A 20,587-nucleotide genomic window follows, 5' to 3' on the forward strand; every position below is an offset into this window, starting at 1 on the left:
TGGCAAAAAACACGAAAAATCATTGCAACTGATTATTTTGAAATCACACCGATGAATTATCCAGCAAAGTGCGGTGGAAAATTAGCAAGTTTTCCGCCTATAAACTCTATAAATTTATAAGATACTATTTGGTATCCTTTCCAGATCTCAATTTAGATCCAGCCTTTTGTGCGAAATTCTTTCCATACCTGGATCAGATATGCCATTTCTTCTGGTGTTCCTAACGTTAAACGATTGTAATTCGTTAATGGTGGGAAAGCACGACCAACCACAATATTGTATGCTTTCATTTTCTTAGCGTATTCAACACTATCACCTTTGATGCGATGAAAAATGAAATTCGCACTACTTGCCACATAAGTAAGCCCTAATTCATCAAGCGCTTTCATCACCATACGGCGAGATTCATCTGTAACGCGACGGCTTTCTTGCAAAAAGGCGTTATCCGCTAAGGTTGCACGCGCCGCTACTGCCGCAGTTAAGTTGGTATTATCAGCACTTAAAAATTGGCGTAAATAATCCATTTCTGATTTCGCTGCCACCATATAACCAATCCGCAAACCGGCTAAGGCATACAATTTAGAAAACGTTCTGGTTACAGCCAAACGTTCAGTGCCTTTACGCGCCCATTCTATCGCACTGGTAAATTGCGGATCGCCTTCTGCATATTCTGCATAAGCCTCATCAATCAACAAGCGATGATTTTCTGGGATATTATCTAACCAAGGAGCTAACTGGCTATTTGGTGTTAGCAATGCCGTTGGGTTATTCGGATTACAAAGATAAATAATGCTAATCCCATCAAATTGATCTGCCTTGGATCGAATTGCATCAAGATCAAATGAGAGATCTGCTTTTAGTGGAACTTTTACCACTGGTACATTGCGGGCTACAGCATAATCTTCATAAATACCAAATGTTGGATCGGGCGCAATCACTTGTACCGCTTGTTTTTTATCATTCGCTTGTTGAATCCAGCCTGAAATCACAGCCTCAATGGCTTCAGAAGAACCATTACCTAATCCTACATTTTCTGTATTAAGATTGAAACGCTTAGCAATATCTTCAATCAAGCCTTCACGCTCACTGTCAGGATAGCGATTGGATAAATTAAGATGATTTATTACAGCTTGACGCGCAGAGGCACTCATTCCCAATGAGTTTTCATTGAAGTTTAGCAATAAAGGATGTTCAGCACTTGGTAGCGTGAACGTTGTCTGTGCGGTAATTGGTTGCGTTTCGGCAAGCACTTTATGATTGAAAAAACCTGCGGCAACACCAGCTGCAGCAAGTTGTAACATACGACGACGATTGATTTGCATAATTATTCCTTATTTAGTTTTAGTCATTAAATTTCAAAACCATAAAACAAGCATTTTAAACACAATAAATCTGCTTATTCAAAGTGAGTTAAATTTGTAACATTTCAGCTAACTTGTCAAGTGATAAAACACAAACTTTAACTTTATATGCATAAAAAATGAATTTTAATTCAAGCAAAGCAATTTTGCTATCGTATGAGAACATTTTCTTGTAGGAAAAAGAAGGAAACTGAGGGAAAACTGAGGAAAACACATTTTGGGGTGCTAATATTGCAACGCAAAATCCATTTACCCCCTATACAAAGTGCGGTGGAAATTTTTTGAATTTTTCCACCGCACTTTCTTTTATCTAATTTAACTGCTTTATCTGCTCTGCAAACGCCGCCACTTTTTGCCAATCGGTATATTCAACTTCTTTGCTGGTGTCAGTTTCGCCGCCGGTGATTTTCATAATAAAACGAATCATTATTCGGTCAAACCAGCCATAGCGAGGATACATCAATGCGCCAGCAAACACGGCGGCAAAAGTGGGTTTCCAAGCAATGCGTTGTAGAAATTTCCGTACATAGACATTGGTTTCTGGCGTATTTTTATCAGCTTTGCGTGCAGTGAGATTAACACCAAAAAATGCCGTTTGTTTGTGGTTTAAAAGTGCGGTGTTTTTTTCGATAAATTTATAAAGTAATTTATTAAAATGCCCATAACGGATCGATGCACCGATAATAATGCAATCAAATTCCGCTAAGTCCGCCACATTCTCATTAATGCTACGCACTTCTGCGCTTAATTTTTCCGCCAGAAATTGGGCGATTTTTCGCGTTTGCCCGTCATAGCTAGAATATAAAATCAAGGTTTTCATTAGGTTCTCCAAAAGGCAGGGCTAAATAGCACTAATAATGAGAAAACTTCCAAGCGGCCTGCCACCATTGCAAAAGAAAAGACATATTTGGCGCTATCTGGCACGTCGGCAAAGCTGGTGCTAATCATTCCCAAGCCTGGGCCTGCATTGGTAATCGCAGCAAACACGGCGCCGATGGAATCAAATGCGCTCATTCCACATAAAATAGCTGCGAAAACGCAGAGCCAGAAGGTTAAGAAAAAAGCGATTAAAAATGCCCAAATACGTTCGATAACGTGCATAGACAAGAGATTATCGCCTAATTTTACGGGAACGACTAAGTTAGGGTGCACAAGGGATTTTAGCTCGCGCTTAAATTGCAACCATACCACCAAAACGCGGATCATTTTGAGCCCACCTGATGTTGAGCCTGCACAGCCGCCCAATAGTCCTGCGAACACTAGCATCATTCCTAAAAAAGGTGGTAACTGATTGAAATCAAATAAGGTGTAACCCGACGTCATCGCCATTGAGGCCGATTGCGCGCTCCCCTGCGCGAAGGCATCAATTAAGGAAAGGTTATCGAAAGAAAGGTATAGCCCAAGGGATAGCACCAAAATAAAGAAGCCTTGCACTAAACAAAAGAAGCGAAATTCGGGATCGTGCCAGTAAGTTTTCCATAGGCTTTGGTGCTTCCAATGGGTTAGCGCGGTGATGTGCAGCCCAAAGTTGCAGCCAGCTACCAGCATAAAAAAGGCAGCCAGAAAGTAAATAGTGGAATTGTTGAAATAGCCTAAATTCGCGTCGTGGGTGGACATTCCGCCATTAGACACGGTAGAGAAACTATGAGAAATCGCGTCAAATAGCGACATTCCCGCGCCCCAATAGGCAATAATACACACAGTGGTCAGCACGCAATATAAAATCCACAACAACTTTGCCACTTCTGCAATTCTGGGAAGATTTTTCTGATCTTTAAGCGGCCCTGAGGATTCAATACGATAAAGCTGACTACCACCAATGCCCAAAATTGGCACAACTGCCACCACTAACACGATCAATCCCATTCCGCCTAGCCATTGCAAAAGTTGGCGATAAAATAAAATGGATTTAGGTAAATTATCCAGCCCCGACATCACCGTGGCGCCTGTGGTAGTGAGTGCTGAAAAGGCTTCAAAGGTGGCATCGGCAAAGCTCATTGTTAATTCATCAAATAATAAGAAAGGGATCACCGCCAATAAACTGAGCAACACCCAGAACGCCACCACAATAAGAAAGCCTTCTCTGGCACGCAATTCCTGTTTATGTTGATGACAGCTCCACCACAACAACGTACCAAAAGAAAAGCTGGCAATAAAGGCTTGCATAAAGGCTTTTCCGCCACCATCGCCATAAATCAGCGCCACAAAAGCTGGCACGAGCATTGTGGCTGAGAAGCACATCACCAAAATGCCGATAATTCGAAAAATAGATAATATATGCACAATGTTCTCTCTTATTTTATTGCGATGATGTTCAACTGCCCTGCCGAGCGTTCGGTTAATTCTCGTTCAAACGCAAGGCGTTTATCAGGACGAATTGCCAGCACAAAATGCACTTTTTCTTGGAAATCTTGCGATTCAATCAACACATCTTGCTGCTCGCATAAATGTTGTAGCCAGTTAATTTGGTCATAATCGCAAGTTAAACGAAAATGTTCTCGTTCCACTTTCATTGTGGTTTCAAGCAATTTCAACGCCTGTTGCACGCCGTTGCCATAAGCACGCACTAAACCGCCCGTGCCGAGCAAAATTCCGCCATAATAGCGCACCACAACAGCACTGATCTCACCAATTTGGCTACCCAACAAGGCATTTAGCATTGGTTTACCAGCTGTGCCTGCGGGTTCGCCATCATCAGAAAAGCCTAAGGATTGAGAATCCGAAGGCTTGCCCGCCACCGCCGCCCAACAATGATGGCGTGCATTAGGGTGCTGGGTACGAATTTCCTGCCAAAAGGCTTTCGCTTGTTCTAAACCTTCTGTATGTTTGAGATAAGTGATAAAACGGCTTTTCTTAATTTCTTCTTCAAAAACCACCGCACTTTGCGGGATTAAATATTCCATAACCCAGACTAACTTTGACCGATATTTAATTGAACGGTATTATACGCACAAAATCACTTCAACGAAAAATAAACAATGAACGAAATTCACATTCACCAACAGTTAGACACCCAAGGGCTGCGCTGCCCAGAACCCGTAATGCTGGTGCGCAAACAAATTCGCCATATGCAAGAGGGCGAAGTGTTGCTCATTCTTGCCGATGATCCCGCCACCACAAGAGATATTCCGAGTTTTTGTCAATTTATGGATCATCGCTTACTTAAAAGCGAAACAGAAAGCACACCGTTTAAATATTGGGTGCAAAAGGGGCAGTAAAAAGCAAAATAAAAAGGTGCGTTAAACGCACCTTTGTTTTATTAGAACAATTATAGATAGAATTTATCTACAAAGTTTAATTTGTCATCAAGTTTTAACACTAACGGCTGACCTGTTGGGATTTCAAAATCCATAATGTCTTCATCAGAAATGCCGATAATGTGTTTTGCCAACGCTCGTAATGAGTTACCGTGCGCAGTTACTAATACACGTTTACCAGATAATAATGCAGGGGCGATTTGATCTTCCCAGAATGGTAATACACGCTCTAAGGTAACTTTTAAGTTTTCGCCATCTGGAATCACATCTGGTGGTAAGTTGGCATAGCGGCGATCCTTGTGCGCTGAATTTGGATCATTTGGATCTAATAATGGTGGTAAAGTGTCGTAAGAACGGCGCCAGATATGTACTTGCTCATCACCATATTTTTCTGCTGTGGCTTTTTTGTCTAAGCCTTGTAATTCGCCGTAATGACGCTCATTTAAACGCCAGCTTTTCACTTGTGGAATCCAAAGTTGGTTAGATTCTTCTAACACGATGTTACAGGTTTTAATTGCACGAGTTAATACAGAAGTAAAGGCAATATCAAACTCATAGCCCGCATCTAATAATTTTTTACCCGCTGCTTTGGCTTCTTCTACGCCACGCTCGGTTAAATTCACATCGCGCCAGCCAGTAAATAAGTTTTTTGCATTCCATTCACTAAAACCGTGACGAATAAACACCAATTCCATAAAAATCTCCTAATGTTAATGAAAAAATACTGGGCATTTTATAGCAAAAATTTCCATCTTTTAAAAGGAAAAAGCACGACTTTCCTGATCTTTCGCAAGGATTTGCTAGGTTGTGATTTTGCCCTAAGCGAGGATTTTCAGATTTGTACAAAAATTTTCCGCCGAACATTTAGCGACTTGCGCAAATAATGGTATAGTTATGCACATTTTTAGTCGCCAGTTTTAGTTTCTAATTTTATTAATGAGAGAAAAAACGTTGAAAAAAATCACCGCACTTTTCTTTTTTACCTGCACCCTACCTTTCACTGTGCAGAGTGCGGATCTATCTGCGATCCAAAAACAGATCAAACAGCAAGAACAGAAAATTGCTGAACAAAAGCGTGAACAAAATAAATTGCAATCCACCCTAAAAAATCAAGAATTGCAAATTAACGGCGTGGTCGGCCAACTGCGCAAAACAGAATCTGACCTAAAAGCAATTCGCAAAATGATGGCGGATACAGATAAACAAATCAAACACTTAGAAAGACAAGAAAAAAATCAGAAAGAAAAACTGGCTAAACAGATCGATGCAATGTACCGCTCGGGGATTAATCCTTCAATGTTGGAGAAACTGTTTTCCGAAGATGCTAAAAAAGCGGAGCGAATGAAAGCTTATTATGATCATATGAACCAAGCTCGCCTTGCATTAATTGAAGATCTGAAACAAACGCAAGCACAGCTCAAGAAAGAAAAAGCCAATATTCAAGATCAGCAAAAAGAGCAACAAAATCAGCTCAATGAGCAAAAAAAGCAACAGCAAAGTTTGCAAAAAGTGCAGCGTGAACGCCAATCCACGCTCAATCAGCTGAATAAAAGTTTAGCCAAAGATCAGAATAAATTGGACAGCTTGAAAGCGAACGAAAATGCCTTACGCCAACAAATTCAGCGTGCGGAACAGCAGGCGCGTGAGCAAGAAAAGCGTGAACGTGAAGCCTTAGCACAGAAAAAACGCCAAGAGGAACAAAAAAGCCAAAAACCTTACACACCAACGGCGCAAGAAAAACAGCTTATGGCAAGCAGTTCAGGGCTGGGCAAACCACAAAGACAATATCAATATCCCGTATCAGGAAAAATTCTTAACCGTTTCGGTTCAACGCAAATGGGCGAGCTTAAATGGAAAGGGATCGTGATTGGGGCAAATGCAGGGGCGTCTGTACGCGCAATTGCCGATGGGCGCGTGATTTTGGCAAGCTGGCTACAAGGTTATGGACTAATGGTGATCATCAAACACGGTGAAAATGATCTGAGCTTATACGGCTACAACCGCGCCGTGTCAGTCCGAGAAGGGCAACTGGTGAAAGCAGGACAGAAAATTGCCGAAGTGGGATCATCTGGCGGACAATCACGCTCAGGGCTGTATTTTGAAATTCGCCGCAAAGGCGTCGCGGTCAATCCAACAGGCTGGTTGCGATAATGAAAAACTCTAATCAAAAACAACGCGTGAAAAAACAATTCATAAAGAAAGCAAGTGCGGTCAAAATTTTGTTTATTTTTTCCACCGCACTTTGCTTGAGCCTACTCCCCACAATTGCACTCAGCCAATCGCGTCTTGCCATTGTGATTGATGATGTGGGCTATCGCCCGAAAGAAGATGCCGCCATTTATGCAATGCCGAAAGAAATCTCGGTGGCAATTATTCCTTCTGCACCTTACGCCAAACAGCGTAATGATCAGGCAAAACAGCAAAATCGTGATGTTCTTATTCATCTGCCAATGCAGCCGATGGGAAGCCATAAAATTGAAGCTGGCGGGCTAAGCCTTGGAATGTCGCAACAAGCCGTGCGAGAAAAAGTGCAAAATGCGAAGAAAACCGTTTCTGCCGCCATTGGCTTAAACAACCATATGGGCAGTGCGGCAACGGCGGATCAAGGTTTAATGACAAAGTTAATGATCGCATTGCAAGAACAGCATTTGTTTTTCTTAGATAGCCGAACCATTGGTCGTTCAGTGGCAAGTAAAACCGCAAAGCAACAAGGCGTAAAAGCCCTAGATCGCCATATTTTCTTAGATGATAGCGATGCGTTCGCCGATGTTCAACGCCAATTTCAACAAGCCATTACCTATGCACGCAAACACGGCACTGCGATTGTGATTGGCCACCCACGCAAAAACACCGTTGCCGTGCTACAAAATGGTTTACGCACTCTGCCGAAAGACATTCAATTGGTTAATATGGGCAGCTTATGGCGTGGCGAAAAAGTGGTACCAATCAAGCCGTTTATTATGCTATTTAACACTACCCCAGCGCCAACTTCCGTTGCACCTTTTCAAGATGTGCCATTATTGCGGGGAATTCCAAGATAAAAGGAAATGAAAAGAAGTGGCGGAGACAATGGGAGTTGAATTTAAAGGATAACATATTGATTTATATAGATATTAATTTTATGTCACCTATTTTCTAGTACAATTTCTAGTACAATTATCCAAAGTCACTTGTTATTTAGTCTATTTCTTGAACAATTATTTCGGACGTATTAGGGGCGTTTTATAGCTGCGTAAAAAGTGGCTTTTCTGTGTGATGTTTTTCGCAGTGGTGGATCTGCTCTTTTGGTCTATTTTCTAGTGGTGAATTTTCTATAAGGGAAATTTTAGAAATGTGGCCAGCCTCATTATAAAATAAAAATCTTATTATGCTGTTCTTTTACTGGTTAAAAATCACCCACGCTATTTATTGGCATTTTGAAAGATTTCACCTATAAATTACATTTATCTAAAATTTACGAAAAAAATATTTTTTTATTTATTTAAGCAAAAAACGTAGACGCATAGACGCGCCCCGATTTTTAAAAATTATTTCCTTTATTTTCAATGAATTAACCCCTAAAAAGTGCGTCTATGGAGTGTAGACGCACTTAGACGCAGTAGACGCGGCGATTTTATTTAACGTATTGATTTAATTAAATATTGTTATTTTTGGAGTGTCTATGCCGTGTCTACACTAAGACGATTTTTGATGAAAATTCGATGATTTAGGCGAGAATTTCCCCTTTTGCCAGGTTATTTTTAGAGAGAAATAAATAGTTAAAATCTATCAAAATAGAGCCCAAAAACGCCCATTATGGGGCGTTGGTCGCGGCTAAAGTGTAAGCTGTGTCGCTTTACAGTCGTAAATATTCGCTAATCGTTCAAGTGTTTTTTTCTGTGGCTTGTTGTTTTTGATACTGTAAGAAATCACCATAGAAAGATAAAAAAAGAGCCGTTTTATTGGCTCTTTTGGGGATATGGTGGCTAGCGTGGGCTATTTTCGCTTTCTTCGGGTTCTTCGTCTAGCACTGCCAGCACATAGCAGCGGATTGTTTTATTGCCTGCGATTGGGCGCGGGAGTGCTTTTTTGTATTTGTAAGACTTCTGTTTTGCGTTGGTGGTGGAAAGCATACCTGCGTCCGCCAGCACTTTATTCGCAATATTTTCATCAAAGCCAGCAATCACATCTTGCAAATAAACTTGCGGGAATATCCAATAGCGTGCGTCTTTGTTTAAAACACTGTCGCCAAGCTCTTTATAACCTGCCGTATCTTTTGGATCGGGCTGGTTTGGGTTGAATGGATATTCAATAAATCTTGCTCCATTCCGCAATAGCCAGCCGTTCGCCTGTGCAATGATTTGTTTTTTCTCTCGGCTTTCTAGCCCATAGACGCTAACCCATTCATTAAAGCAATGTAGTAAGGCTTCGCCACATTCTGCCGCTTTCCATTGAGTTAAATGGCTCGAAAGCGTGAGTGCTGTTTCTAGCACGGCAAAACGGCTTGCTACACGTTGCACTTGTGGGCTGGCTTTTTGTGGTAAGCGTGCCAGCCATTTATCTTTAATCGTGCTATAAACGCCTGCTAGTGCGTCTTGGTTTTCAATTAGCCACGTGATCCACTCTCGCCCTATTGCCCCATAGTGCTTTTTACTCGCTTGGTTTAGGTGGTCTGCGTGGGTTTTACCGTCTTTGAAGTGGTGGAATTGTGTGGCCGCCGTGATAGGAATATTCAACAAGCGCACCAACTGCCCCGCATTGGTTTTTATGCCAGCTTGAGCAAGGTAATTTTCTAAATCTACTTCACCGGTAGAAAACGCCATTATTCGCCAGCGGTTCACTTCGCGATTTCCGCCCTCTTTTGCCCCTTGTATTTTGCCAATACCATTAAACAGCGTGTAGGCGGTTTGCTCTGCGTGTTTTTTGTTTGCCCCTTGCCCTATTTCGTCCATCACTAGAAAGCCGTCATTGCGTGCGGCTGCTTCATTGCTTAAGCCTAATGCGGTGGCGTTCCAGCTTACCCGTGTAATTTCGGGGTGCCCGTAAACACTAGCGGCAATGTTGGCGGTGGTAGTTTTCCCGCTAGTCGAACCGCCAAAAAGATGAACGCCAAAGCTGTCAGCGTCCAGCAGATGAATTAGCGGTGCAGATAATGCGCAAGCCACGCCTAACATCATAGCGGGATTTCCCTTTACATATTGCCCGATTTCATTCTGCCAGCTTTCTAATGTGCCTTTGACTTGGTAGCCTGCAAAGCCTGCGGATTGTGAGCGAAACAAAACAGGGTGCTTAGGCTCGCCAATGACTTCACCATTTGGCAATAAATACGCGCCATTCTGCCAGCCTGTGGCATTGGTGATAGTCCATAGCTTACGGTCGCCCGTGGTTTGTAAATAATCCGCCAATTCGTTTTTAAGTGTTGAATTAGACGTTACCTTTAAGCCACGGTTTTTTAACGTCCGCCACCCCTCACGTTCGCCAATATCTCCCAGCGGTAACGCTTCTATTACACGCTCTTGACTGTTTTCTAATTGCCATTGCAGCACTAAATAACTTTCGCTTTCACTGCGCCCAATGCCAACCACGTCCACCACATCAGAAAGCCACTGCACGCGCTCGATAATCTCGCCCGTGTGTTTGTCTAGTTTTGGTATAATGTGAAATAAGCTGCTTTTGCCGTTTTCTGTGCGTTTCTCAATGTAAGGCGATAAATTGCCTTGCTTTTGGTCTTTCGCTTCACCTTGCGCCACCTGTGCAATAATTTCAGCGGTTTCTGGGGCTTTTCGCATTTCACGGTAAAGGTTAATGTCTTTGTTCAAGTTTTGGTTTAGTGTGAGCGTGGCGCAATCATACAAGCCCACGATTTCCGCTTTCGTTTCCGTGGCTAACTTTAAGCAAAGTGCGGTGATATTTTCCCGAGAAAGTTCGCCGCATTGAATAAATTTTATTGCGCGTTGATCAGGGGTCGCAATCCTAATATTACTAAGGTTTGCTAGCTGTTTTTCACCTAAAATAACAGGCTTTTGATCATAGCGGGGGATTTCTCCCCCACTGGTTTTAAATGGTGGAATTTGCAATGCGTCCGCAATATTCTGCCATTCTATGCCTGCTCCCTTGTTCCATACTTCCCACGCACGAGAGCCAACTAAGACAAGCAAATCATCAAAAGGGCAATTATTCCACGGCTGTTTTAAGTGCGGTGCGTTTTTAGTGCATTTTTTCATTCTCGCCCCCGTGAATTTGTGTTTCTAATTGGGCGATTATTTGCGCTTCCATTCTTGTAAGCTGTGATGAAAGAAAATGACAAACTGCGCAACCAAGTAAACGGCGGGCGATTTCCTCCCCGCTGTATTGTTCCGCCAATTCCTCAATGTCTGTTGTTGGTGGGGTGGGTGATAGTTCAATCAATTTTCTTGCAATGATATTCGCTTCTTTGGCAAATTGGATCGCCGCATTTGGTGTAACTTGTGCGATATTCTCCAACTCTTCCGCCACCGCTTCAAACACGGCAGCAATATATGGAAATTCGGGGCTATTTGTGCCATTGATAAAATTACCGTTGCTAATGCCTATGGCTTGCTGTTCTGTCTCGCTAAAGCTATTCCAATTAATTTTTTTGTCGGTTTTCATTTATTACCCTCCGCCAATTTCTCGCTTTCCATTCGTTCGATTTCTAACTTCTCCACGTCCGCCACCACAGCCATTAGAAGCCCAATTAAAAACTTGGCTGAACGCTTAAAGGCTTTATTCTTCGCTTGCTGGGCTGGGTTAAGTTCTTGGCTGTTGATAAGCTCAAGTAATAATTCCCGTCCTTGTGCAAGTCCATCAAGTAGCGTTTGACCTTCCTTTTTCATTTGAATTTTGTGGTGGAAATCACCAGGGAAATTCTCAAAGCATTTGCGGTTTGCTTGTTTGATTATCTCGCCTTGGCGTCTCCATTGTGGAAAATGGCTAATTGTTAAGGTTGGTTTAGTCATTATTCCACCCCCTAACGATAGTGATTGCATTAACATCACGATAGCTAAATCTCCCTTTCTCTTGTTCGGCTTTGATTTGATTTTTCACGGCCACAGCTTGGATTAAAGTCATTTGTGCCGCACATTCAAATTGGCTTCCATCTTGATAGGTAAGAATTACGCTGTAATTTTGCGCTTGCTGATTAGTCATTATTTGCCCCCTCGTTGCCGTCCGTTAAACCTAGCTCAAGTGTAATCGCTTGGTATAAATCCATTAATGCGCCGTCTGTCAGTAAATTAAAGCTATGCACTAGGGTTAAATCTGTTTCTCCGTAGCTGTTTTCGATATAGTGTTTTAAGAGATAAATCAGGCTCTCCACTTCAGAAAAACGGGCTAGCATTTGTTCTTGCTTGAACGCTTGTAGGGTGATTGAATTAGGCATTGTTCACCTCCGCCACAGCTGAAGTGAACGCAATAGGGAAAGTTCCCGCCATAAGTGCGGTGGGTTTTGTGATAGTTTTCATTGTGGATATTCTCAATTGTGTTAGTAAGTTTGATGTATCGCCATTAAGTGGGTGCGATACGGCTTCAACTACCGCAATTGATCGGCTCGGGTTATTCGTGCGATTGCTCGCCTTATTTCCCCGTATAGACCGTATCGCAAAATCGATACTTCTCGGGCGGTGTTCGCCCTGTGAAGGGTAAATTTGAGATAAAAAAATACCGCTTGAATAACGCTTGCGGTCTGCGTCAATTGTGATAGTGCTTGCAATACTACCGCCAACGGTATTTTTAATCAAGGCTAAATTACGCATTTTTCACCTCCAAAATCACAAAAAACGGGGCGACTTGTGCGGTGGCTTGCTCGATACTGTCGGCATTTATGCGCACGGTATAACGTGGGAAAGACGAGATTAATTTGCGTGTATTGCGTAAGTCTGAACGGCTCACGGCTTTGAATAGATAAAGCATTGCTGTAACTCCAATGTTAATGATTTTAGAAGTTACCGCGAAAGTTTCCAGGCTTGGGCGGTAACGTGTTACGGGCTGGAAAACTGCGAACATTGGAACACAGCAAAGGGCGATACCTTTCCCATAACACGCCACCATAGATGAACACGCCTGTTTTAGGCGTTCTTTGGGTGTGTTTGTGCTACGCATAAAAAAACACGCATTAATAGGCGTGTTACTATACGCCAATGTTTTATCGTTCGAGTTTCCAGGCTCGGCACTGTTTGAAAGTGCGGTGTTAAAATACGATAAATTTTCTTTATTTGCACGATAAAAATTTTCATTTACTTTAAAATTTTGATGAACGAAATTCATATTTTGGCTATAATTGGTTTTCGTGATTTGCATAAATCATTTTCCTAGTTAATGAAAGTTGGATGTTCTCAGGCTCGCGGGTTTCGTGAGCCTTTTTGTTTGGTTTCCTCATTTTGAGTAAAAGCACGGTTTTGATCTCAAGTTTTATCAAGGATCTTATTCCTCGTTTAAGTCTGCTCTTCGGTTAAAGTGCGGTAGTCTTTCGCCTCGTTTGCGCTTTTCGGCTATCAGGTCTTTTATGCGGTAATAGACGCGATAATCATTGATAAGGTTGCTTGCTCTTGCTCGTAGGCTGTGTGGTTGCATATTGGCAGCATTTGCGTGTGTGGCAATGTAGGCAAGTTTTGCATTGCCTAACTCAACATATTTCTGTACAAAGGCTTGTTTTCTTGGGGTTAATTCTTCGCTTCTTCGTCTTGGCATTGGTTTGCTCCTTGTGCGTACCGTAAACGTACCCGATCTTTTCCTATCTCATTGTTTTTAAAGCTAAACGCAAAATTGCGTTCACCTATCTCATTGATTTTAAAACAAAGCTCAAAATTGAGCTTCGCAAAATCATTTCTGGATTTAGTCTAATCAACGAGCCCCATTTGGGCTGGTTCAGTTGTCTTCAAATTCCAGTGGAATATTGCGGTTTTTTAGTTTCGGCAATTTTTCACGTTCCTGTACTTTGTTGAAGAAAGTAAAAATTTCTTGGCTCATTTCTGCAGGTGTAAGGCGATAATTTGCCAACTCCCAGCCCTCTCCTAGCTGGTGTTTTTTAAATTCCTCTACCGCATTTATTGCTGCATTGCGATGTGGGAAAGTCCCTAAATCACGCTCTACTTGCTGGCGTTGTTTGAGGTTAATCAAAGTGATATTTGCACGAAATTTGATGAGGTTGTTATTTGTCATTAGTGTTAATCCTTGTAGTAATCTTGGGGTTTTGTCGCTCTTGATATTCCGCTACTAGTGCAATTTATCTTCACGTTCAATTAATCGCTTTAAGTGGCTTTTACGTTGCTTGAATGGCATATCCACCATTAAAAGGCTGGTGTTTGTCTGCTGTAGTAATTTGAGCAAGTGAAGCTGTCTTGTCGTAAAGCTATCTCGCACATTCGCCACGCCTGTTCTTTCTTTCCAGTGGTGGACGTTCTCGCCTAAAAGCAAGCTATCTAGCATTACTTGTTCATTGCTGAAGTGATACGGCTTTGACTCTTTGCCTTGGCGTTGGTAGTAATCTTTGATTGCGTCTGTCATTGCTCGATTGTGGTCAATCGTGGCAAGCCTTGCTTTGGTTCGCTCTAAGGTGTTGCGGTGTAGGTGAGGGGCAACCTGCGCAAATTGCTTTTCTGCTTCGATAAAGTGCTGGCGGATTGCGTGGCCCACTTCGTTTTTTTCCAATAAGCAAAGGTGTTTCGCCATATCAAAAGTGATGATGTAATCCTTACTTCGCATATTCCCACCTTTTTGATTTGATAATTTTGTCAAATCAATGGCGGAATTTTGCACAATAAAATCTTGCCCCTCGATAAATTGGCATTGCTTAATACGTTTTTTAATCCACGTTGAATATTCTTGCTTTGAACCTAAGGCTTTATGTAAATTGCGAGAATTTACGCCATTTATTTCCTTGTGGTGGAATTGGTGCGTTACAGGCTCAAGTAATAGATTTAGTGCGTTAGTGGGTAAGTGTTGATTGTTATTCATTGGGTTAATTCCTTTTTGTACAATTTGATTAATTTCGCAAGCTGGTTTTTGGCGCGAATTAATCCGTAGTGATAGGTTTCGTTATTGGGATATTGCAAAACATCACTTTCTAGCCGTTTAATTCGCTCATTGAGCAATGTTATAACGTCAGTTAATGGATAAGGCTCATTGTCGTCATACAGGCTCATAAATCGCAGTAGCGGGCGTTTTTCTAAATAGTGCGTTATTGCACTGCTTAACTGCGTTTCTTTGGCAATGCGGCATTTCATTATTGCAATCTCTCCGCTGGTGGAAGTTGTGCCGTGCTGTCGTCTTCCGCCACAACCACAAAGCCGCAAAGTGCGGTGAGATTTTTCACAATTTCTAGCAAGTCCGCTCTGGCATAAAATAAGCGCTCGGCAATAAATGCTAGTCTTTCTTTTGCGTCATTCTGTGTTAATCCCTCCAGTGCCATTTGTTCCAGTGCGGCAAGTTGTACGCTAATGTCATCAAGTGTCGGCGTTTTTCTTTGGCTCATTGGTTTGCTCCTTGTGCTTGGCGGAAGTGGTGCAAGGTGGTTTCTATAAGCTGTGCTTTGCGTTGTGAATAGCTGAAGCCTAGCTTTATCATCACCGCATTTTCAGAAAGTAACTCATCCACCAGCTTTAACTGGCTTTCTGTGAGAAATTGGCGAGTGTCCGCGTCTTTTGGGTAACCGTGCATTGCTAGCCATTTCTTTTTACTCATTCCTAACGCTACGCAATAAACGAGGTTATTTTCTCGGCTATAAGCGTGTGGGTCGTCTTTGCCTTGTTTCTCAATGCTAAATTTGATTGCGTCATTAAGTCGGCGCTGGTCGTTTTTCAGGTTAGCCCGTGATGTAATCCAACTTTTCATCTGGTTGAATTTTTTAATGTAGGCTTCTTTAAATTGCATTGCTTTCTTGCCAGTAAATCCCATTGCCAGCAAAGTAAAACCGTCTTGGGTCATTAAGAACATTGGGCGTTTTTCGCCTTTGCTGTCGGTGTATTTAACCGCCTTAAAATTAAGGGCGTTAAATTCTTTTGAGCAACCTAGGTTTTCAATACGTTGAAGTAAGTTATCGTGGCGTTTGCCAAAATATTCCGCCACTTTTAAACTGTCGGTCATAGCTACGGTTTCGCGGTGGAATAACTTAGGAAATACTGCACTTTCTAAGGTGTTTTCTAATGCTTGTGCTGTCATTGATTGCCCTCCGCTTCAATATGAATAAGCGTGTTTAAGTGCGTTTCTGCTTCGGTGAGTGCGTCAAATGCCAGCTCTAAGACTTCTTCAGCAGATAACGGCTTGCCGTCTTTGTCGGTAACTTGTCCGCCTTGGTTAATAGCGATTTCTAGCAAGGTTTTAGCCTGCTCGATATTTTCCGCTAGTTCTCGGGTTTCAATTTCCGCCAACGCGGCAATGGTATTGATGGATTTAAAAATCCCTGTGCGGCTAACGGGTTTTGATTTGCCGTTCTCTGGCATTGATACGGCATTTAATCCGCCCGCTTCCGCCAGTGTTTTAATTTGTGTGATTAGTCCTTTGATGTCGCCTAATTTGGTCGGTTTTCTTTGTGCTGCTGTCATTGATTCAATCCTGTAGTGCTGAATGTAAGGTATAAACGGCTATGCCTCTGTGCTTTACTCCTGCGTGGTCGATTTCGTCTTGCTTGCTGGTGGAAATGTCGTAACCTTTCGCCCGCAGTTCCATAATTCGCGGGGCGGGGCTACAAATTCCCATTGCTCTAAATTCCAGTGTTGAGCAAGAACCTTGTTTTAATCGCTGGATAATTGCCATTCGTTGCGTGTGTCGGCTGGTGTCGGTGATTTGCATTGATTACCTCCTAATTATGAAAGACTGGCTAAATAAGCCTTAACGCTGCTTTCTGGATAACGGCTACAAGTGCCAAATTTCACGCGTTTTAATTTGCCAGCACGAACAAGGCGATCGACAGTGGAACGTGAGCCAATGCCCCGCTCGGTGAGTTCTTTTTGTGTGTAGAATTTTTCAATTGGTTGATTTTCCATAACTTCCCCTTTAGTGTGATAGTGATATGGTTCTAGGTTCACCCTCGTAAGTCTTGGGCTTGGTGGGGATTATGGCGAAAATGGATTTTGATCGGTGGTAAGTTACCAAAAGCTTTTGGTAAGTTTTCCCATTATTATGCTGAAGCCTTATGCGGTCTAGGCTGGCGGAATTTTGGTAAGTTTTTAAAATTCTGGTAAGTTTTGGGCTGGTAAGTTTCAGGCAATAAAAAAGGCGGTTAATCCGCCTGTTGTGTTTCTAGTCCCATTGCTTCTTTTAATCTTCTTTTTATGGTTTCCTCCGATCTTTCTTTGGTTTCGGGTGCGTTTAAAATGCGGGTAATTTCTTCCGTAATCTCCCCATAAATCGCACTTTGATTAATCCCATTGGCTTTTAGGTATTTTGCCGTGCCAGCTCTAAAATCAGGTTTAGTGATGATATTTGCCAATGCATTAATCATTAATAAATGCGTTTCTCTTTCGGTGGGGTTGTATTTTTCTTCTTTTGCTAAAACATCTTTATTTTGTATTTGTAGAATGTTGCCTTGCGCTCGTTTTAATTGTTCGTTCTCCGCTTCAAGCTCTTTTATCCGTGCATTTGCTGTGTCTAGCTTTAAATCTAAATCCTTGAGATTGTAATTACAGTCAGGGTTTTTGATTTTGTTAATTAGTATCTCTAAGGATTTTCTAGTAAGGATCAGATCATCAATATTTATCGGCTGATACTCTATAAAATCAATATAAAAAGAACCAATCGCATCAGTATATCTTTTGAAGTTTATTTTTTCTACCACTTGTGACCGGTCATAATCAATAAAAGGCGCAAAAAGAGACTTAATATATACAATGTTTTTTTCTAACTTTAATCTTTCATCACCAGCATAAGTATGAGATGAGAAGATAGAAAAAATACCAGATATTTGTACTTCTTTAATAGCTATTCTATTATTAAATTTTCTTATTTCATTATCTTTTGCCAGTTTGTTTTTAAATGTAAAAAGTCTATTAGAAATGTTAATTGAGTGTATGTCAGTTATATTGTCTATCTCTTCATTTCTGTTTAATATAACCACTCCGCAGGCTAGATTTTTTCTAAATCTAGCTTGTTCTATTGTTGAGAAATTTGCTGTATCTATATGTAATAATGGCTGCCCCTCTCGGGTCATCTCTATGAAGTCATTTAAAGAAAAAGTGATGCTTGTTGCGTCTTTTAAAAATTTTATGGCTTCATTTACTGAAAATGTAGCTTTTGGCGGTATAGTTAATGCTTCCACAAAACGCCCCTATACGTTGCCCTATTTGTTGGTGGAAGTGCAACAGGAAAGCAAATAGGGTTACTTTCTTTTCAATGCGGTTAATTACGCCGTATCTAGTTGCACTTTATTCTGTGATTATTATTTAGGCTGATTATATAAAATTATACTCACTGAATATAATTATATGCCGCAAGTATAATTTCATATAATCTTGCTTCTCCGTGCGTCATTATACGCCTACATAAATCAAAAGCCAATCATTTAACTGTGGTTTTATACAGTAAATAAAAAGCCCCACCAAAAGGCAAGGCTTTCTAATCAGTAAATTTAGTATTGGTTCTTATTGCGTAAGAGGTTATAAGCCAATTTAAAACAAAAATCACCACGCTATTTTTGGCTTGCGTTTTTGCTCTACGCAATCTTTTAAATATAAATTGATAAGCGTTTGATAAGGCAGCCCCGTATCGTTAGAAAGCCCCTTAAAATAATCAATCGTGTCATCTTCTATTCTGATTGTAATCACTTTCTTTTCTTTTAAATTACGTGCGTAAGGGTTTTTAATCCCTTGGCTGAAGTCATATTCATTTTTCATCTTTTCCCCCTGTATTGGCTTTCTTCTCGCTTCGTTGCTTTTCTTGCTGAAATAATCCTAATGTTCTCATCACGCTCACAATGCACAACAACAAGAATATTGCTTTTCTCGCTTTTGCCTAACAAAATAAAACGCTCTTCAAAATAGGAATGCTCGGGATCTGGAATTAATAACGCATTATCATCATAAAAAACCGTTACCGCTTCACTAAATGCAACGCCGTGTTTCTTTTCGTTAGTCTCTGCTTTCAAGCTATCCCACTCAAAGCCAGCAATAGAAAACATAATCAGCCCTAAAAAACATAAAAGTAAATACATTATATTTACAACCAACCCAAAAGCAACTAAAGAAATTACTTTTTCGCACTTGCCATACTGCCTATTTCGCCTAAATTTCCACCACTTCCACCAAATTCCGTAGACGCAAAGCCCCTTTTATAGACGCAGTAGACGCACCTTGTTTTGTAACTTATTGATATTATTATATTTTATACAAGTGCATCTATGCGTCTATGCGTCTACGGTTTTTTCTCGCACATGTAAAAAAATTTTATTGGCAAAAAACGAACAAAAAAAAGCCAATCATTAGATCGGCTTTAAAGTTTTTTGTGGTGAAATTAAACAAAAGGCTTCGGCGCAATACTTTCTAAATAATCGCCCCAATCTTGCAACATTCCAGCTCGTTGCTCTAAATACTTCGCTTTATTGTAAATATCCCTTATGCGGTCTTTTCCCTTATGCGATAAGGCTTTTTCTATCCAATCTGCATTATAATCACGTTCATTCAGTGAAGTGCTAATTAAGTGCCTTATTCCGTGTGTGGTTAGCTTCCCTTTGCCAAGGGTTTTAATTATCGCCTTTCGCATTGCCTCGATTGTAATATGCCCCGATTTCGCTGTAACACTAGGAAAGACAAAATCACTACTTAAACTAAGTGCGGTGCTAATTTCTCGCATTTTCTGCAATACCGCCATAGCTTGCCGTGATAGGGTGACAATATGTAACCGTCCGCCCTTTAAGTTCTTATTGCCTTTCTGCACGCGATACGCCCAAAGGTTTTCACTAAAATCTATATCTGCCCACTTCGCCCCCGCTATCTCTGATGGTCGTCCACCAGTTAAAAGCACCAATAGCACCGCATAGAAAGAAAACGGACTAAAGCGATTGTTCTCTTTGGCTTGGTAAAATGCTGTGATAAAGCTCTCTAGCTCTTGCGGCTCTATGGTGTTCATTCCTTGCGGTGTCGGCTTGGTGAACTCCTTGCCAATCTTCGCAAGGTTATTTGTGGGGATAATCCCACGGTGAAGCGCATAAGTCATTACTTCGTTAATCTTCGTAATCACCTTTGAAAGCTCGGTAAACTTTCCTGCCACTTCTAACGGCTTAAGGGCATTAATCGCCATTAATGGCGTGATTTCTGTAATAGGATAATTGCCAATAGTGGGAAAGATATGCCGCTGAAAACGCTTTAAAGTATCTTGTGCGGTACGCTCTGAAAAATCGGGCTTTAGCTTCCTGTCTTCAAACCAGTTTAACGCCACTTTCTCAAAGGTGTTATTTAACGCATTGGCTTGCAGTTGGCTTTGCTGTTGCTCATAGTCTTTTGGATCGATGCCTTGCGCTAATAAGGCTTGATACTCATCACGCTTAGCCCGAGCTTGCGCAAGTGTGATAGTGGGATAATTGCCAATGGTCTTATTGGTGCGCTTCTTCGTGTATGGTTTTGCATATTTAAAAAGCCAAGTTTTCGTCCCTGATAACTCAATTTGCAAATAAAGCCCACCACCATCAGAAAGGGAAATCACTTTCTCCCCTGTCTTTGCCTTTTTTATTTGTGTGTCAGTAAGTTGCTGCGTTTTTCTTGCCATAGTACTAATCCTTAAAAAGAAATTGTACTAGAGAAAATCAAACCATAATCATCATAAAATACGATTATAACTTAATGAATATAAACGATTTTTATCTTAATTGTACTAGAAATCAAAGCACTAAGATTTTCCATTCTGGGAGTAAATTCAAGAAAGCGCTATTTTCTAGTACAATTTCTAGTACAATTATATTGCGTTACAGAGATTTACGAAGACGCAATCAGACGCATACAATATCGCCAAAGGCTAGATTTTACAAGGATTTTTGAAGCAGTGGAA

The 20,587-nt window shown here is 41.2% G+C and carries 28 protein-coding genes; 3 read left to right on the top strand and 25 right to left on the bottom strand.

Annotated features, from left to right (window positions below; all coding sequences use genetic code 11):
- Positions 1–152 precede the first annotated feature (152 nt).
- From C3007_RS10915 to C3007_RS10930, 4 genes are all read right to left on the bottom strand, one after another.
- Positions 153–1,322 (bottom strand): pyridoxal phosphate-dependent aminotransferase, encoded by a 1,170-nt coding sequence (locus C3007_RS10915; protein ID WP_207763703.1) that lies wholly within the window; start codon positions 1,320–1,322, stop codon positions 153–155.
- A 349-nt stretch (positions 1,323–1,671) separates the two neighbouring features.
- Positions 1,672–2,181: a menaquinone-dependent protoporphyrinogen IX dehydrogenase gene (hemG, locus tag C3007_RS10920; protein WP_103854445.1), complete on the bottom strand. Its 510-nt coding sequence runs from the start codon at positions 2,179–2,181 to the stop codon at positions 1,672–1,674.
- Complete coding sequence (locus C3007_RS10925) at positions 2,181–3,644, bottom strand: TrkH family potassium uptake protein (protein ID WP_165779993.1); 1,464 nt, start codon at positions 3,642–3,644, stop codon at positions 2,181–2,183. Before C3007_RS10925 ends, hemG begins: the two co-directional genes overlap by 1 nt.
- An 11-nt stretch (positions 3,645–3,655) precedes the next feature.
- Positions 3,656–4,264: a YigZ family protein gene (locus C3007_RS10930; protein WP_103854447.1), complete on the bottom strand. Its 609-nt coding sequence runs from the start codon at positions 4,262–4,264 to the stop codon at positions 3,656–3,658.
- A 75-nt stretch (positions 4,265–4,339) separates the two neighbouring features.
- Here C3007_RS10930 and tusA point away from each other — a divergent pair, with 75 nt between their 5' ends.
- Positions 4,340–4,579 carry a sulfurtransferase TusA gene (tusA, locus tag C3007_RS10935; protein ID WP_103854448.1) on the top strand — a complete coding sequence of 80 codons (240 nt, stop codon included), beginning with the start codon at positions 4,340–4,342 and terminating at the stop codon, positions 4,577–4,579.
- Between the two features lie 50 nt (positions 4,580–4,629).
- On the opposite strand, the gene C3007_RS10940 is transcribed toward tusA, so the two are convergent.
- Positions 4,630–5,313 carry a 2,3-diphosphoglycerate-dependent phosphoglycerate mutase gene (locus C3007_RS10940; RefSeq protein WP_103854449.1) on the bottom strand — a complete coding sequence of 228 codons (684 nt, stop codon included), beginning with the start codon at positions 5,311–5,313 and terminating at the stop codon, positions 4,630–4,632.
- Between the two features lie 241 nt (positions 5,314–5,554).
- Here C3007_RS10940 and envC point away from each other — a divergent pair, with 241 nt between their 5' ends.
- Positions 5,555–6,769, top strand: coding sequence for a murein hydrolase activator EnvC (envC, locus tag C3007_RS10945; RefSeq protein WP_103854450.1), 1,215 nt, complete (start codon positions 5,555–5,557; stop codon positions 6,767–6,769).
- Positions 6,769–7,659: a divergent polysaccharide deacetylase family protein gene (locus tag C3007_RS10950; RefSeq protein WP_103854451.1), complete on the top strand. Its 891-nt coding sequence runs from the start codon at positions 6,769–6,771 to the stop codon at positions 7,657–7,659. Before envC ends, C3007_RS10950 begins: the two co-directional genes overlap by 1 nt.
- A 924-nt stretch (positions 7,660–8,583) precedes the next feature.
- Here C3007_RS10950 and C3007_RS10960 read toward each other — a convergent pair.
- The 20 genes from C3007_RS10960 to C3007_RS11055 all read right to left on the bottom strand — a co-directional run bounded on the left by C3007_RS10960 (position 8,584) and on the right by C3007_RS11055 (position 20,308).
- The gene (locus tag C3007_RS10960) at positions 8,584–10,821 is read right to left on the bottom strand and encodes a DUF927 domain-containing protein (protein WP_103854452.1); all 2,238 of its coding nucleotides are present in this window, start codon (positions 10,819–10,821) and stop codon (positions 8,584–8,586) included.
- Positions 10,805–11,227 carry a hypothetical protein gene (locus tag C3007_RS10965; RefSeq protein WP_103854453.1) on the bottom strand — a complete coding sequence of 141 codons (423 nt, stop codon included), beginning with the start codon at positions 11,225–11,227 and terminating at the stop codon, positions 10,805–10,807. The genes C3007_RS10960 and C3007_RS10965 overlap by 17 nt, the downstream gene beginning before the upstream one ends.
- Positions 11,224–11,574, bottom strand: a complete 351-nt coding sequence (locus tag C3007_RS10970; protein WP_103854454.1) for a hypothetical protein — start codon at positions 11,572–11,574, stop codon at positions 11,224–11,226. The genes C3007_RS10965 and C3007_RS10970 overlap by 4 nt, the downstream gene beginning before the upstream one ends.
- Positions 11,567–11,764: a hypothetical protein gene (locus tag C3007_RS10975; protein WP_103854455.1), complete on the bottom strand. Its 198-nt coding sequence runs from the start codon at positions 11,762–11,764 to the stop codon at positions 11,567–11,569. The genes C3007_RS10970 and C3007_RS10975 overlap by 8 nt, the downstream gene beginning before the upstream one ends.
- The gene (locus tag C3007_RS10980; protein ID WP_103854456.1) at positions 11,757–11,996 is read right to left on the bottom strand and encodes a hypothetical protein; all 240 of its coding nucleotides are present in this window, start codon (positions 11,994–11,996) and stop codon (positions 11,757–11,759) included. The genes C3007_RS10975 and C3007_RS10980 overlap by 8 nt, the downstream gene beginning before the upstream one ends.
- The gene (locus C3007_RS10985) at positions 11,989–12,369 is read right to left on the bottom strand and encodes a hypothetical protein (RefSeq protein ID WP_103854457.1); all 381 of its coding nucleotides are present in this window, start codon (positions 12,367–12,369) and stop codon (positions 11,989–11,991) included. Before C3007_RS10985 ends, C3007_RS10980 begins: the two co-directional genes overlap by 8 nt.
- Entirely contained in the window at positions 12,362–12,913 is a 552-nt protein-coding gene (locus C3007_RS10990; protein ID WP_103854458.1) for an ash family protein, read from the bottom strand. Before C3007_RS10990 ends, C3007_RS10985 begins: the two co-directional genes overlap by 8 nt.
- Before the next feature lie 123 nt (positions 12,914–13,036).
- Positions 13,037–13,303, bottom strand: coding sequence for a terminase small subunit (locus C3007_RS10995; protein WP_103854459.1), 267 nt, complete (start codon positions 13,301–13,303; stop codon positions 13,037–13,039).
- 177 nt (positions 13,304–13,480) lie between these two features.
- The gene (locus tag C3007_RS11000; protein ID WP_103854460.1) at positions 13,481–13,774 is read right to left on the bottom strand and encodes a hypothetical protein; all 294 of its coding nucleotides are present in this window, start codon (positions 13,772–13,774) and stop codon (positions 13,481–13,483) included.
- Positions 13,775–13,828: 54 nt separating this feature from the next.
- Positions 13,829–14,569, bottom strand: coding sequence for an antA/AntB antirepressor family protein (locus C3007_RS11005; protein ID WP_103854461.1), 741 nt, complete (start codon positions 14,567–14,569; stop codon positions 13,829–13,831).
- Complete coding sequence (locus tag C3007_RS11010) at positions 14,566–14,838, bottom strand: hypothetical protein (RefSeq protein WP_103854462.1); 273 nt, start codon at positions 14,836–14,838, stop codon at positions 14,566–14,568. The genes C3007_RS11005 and C3007_RS11010 overlap by 4 nt, the downstream gene beginning before the upstream one ends.
- Positions 14,838–15,086 carry a hypothetical protein gene (locus C3007_RS11015; RefSeq protein ID WP_103854463.1) on the bottom strand — a complete coding sequence of 83 codons (249 nt, stop codon included), beginning with the start codon at positions 15,084–15,086 and terminating at the stop codon, positions 14,838–14,840. Before C3007_RS11015 ends, C3007_RS11010 begins: the two co-directional genes overlap by 1 nt.
- Positions 15,083–15,772 carry a Rha family transcriptional regulator gene (locus C3007_RS11020; protein WP_103854464.1) on the bottom strand — a complete coding sequence of 230 codons (690 nt, stop codon included), beginning with the start codon at positions 15,770–15,772 and terminating at the stop codon, positions 15,083–15,085. The genes C3007_RS11015 and C3007_RS11020 overlap by 4 nt, the downstream gene beginning before the upstream one ends.
- On the bottom strand, positions 15,769–16,155 hold the full coding sequence (locus C3007_RS11025) for a hypothetical protein (protein ID WP_103854465.1): 387 nt from the start codon (positions 16,153–16,155) through the stop codon (positions 15,769–15,771). Before C3007_RS11025 ends, C3007_RS11020 begins: the two co-directional genes overlap by 4 nt.
- Positions 16,156–16,159: 4 nt before the next feature.
- Positions 16,160–16,402: a helix-turn-helix domain-containing protein gene (locus tag C3007_RS11030; protein ID WP_103854466.1), complete on the bottom strand. Its 243-nt coding sequence runs from the start codon at positions 16,400–16,402 to the stop codon at positions 16,160–16,162.
- A 14-nt stretch (positions 16,403–16,416) separates the two neighbouring features.
- Entirely contained in the window at positions 16,417–16,596 is a 180-nt protein-coding gene (locus C3007_RS11035) for a helix-turn-helix transcriptional regulator (protein WP_103854467.1), read from the bottom strand.
- 236 nt (positions 16,597–16,832) lie between these two features.
- Positions 16,833–17,867, bottom strand: a complete 1,035-nt coding sequence (locus tag C3007_RS11040) for a hypothetical protein (RefSeq protein ID WP_103854468.1) — start codon at positions 17,865–17,867, stop codon at positions 16,833–16,835.
- A 361-nt stretch (positions 17,868–18,228) separates the two neighbouring features.
- Positions 18,229–18,441: a BrnA antitoxin family protein gene (locus C3007_RS11045; RefSeq protein ID WP_130231074.1), complete on the bottom strand. Its 213-nt coding sequence runs from the start codon at positions 18,439–18,441 to the stop codon at positions 18,229–18,231.
- A complete protein-coding gene (locus C3007_RS11050; protein ID WP_243397698.1) occupies positions 18,438–18,758 on the bottom strand; it encodes a BrnT family toxin in 321 nt (106 codons plus the stop codon). The genes C3007_RS11045 and C3007_RS11050 overlap by 4 nt, the downstream gene beginning before the upstream one ends.
- 299 nt (positions 18,759–19,057) lie before the next feature.
- Positions 19,058–20,308, bottom strand: coding sequence for a tyrosine-type recombinase/integrase (locus C3007_RS11055; protein ID WP_103854470.1), 1,251 nt, complete (start codon positions 20,306–20,308; stop codon positions 19,058–19,060).
- Positions 20,309–20,587 lie beyond the last annotated feature (279 nt).

This window comes from Avibacterium gallinarum (assembly GCF_002921135.1).
Lineage (GTDB): Bacteria > Pseudomonadota > Gammaproteobacteria > Enterobacterales > Pasteurellaceae > Avibacterium > Avibacterium gallinarum.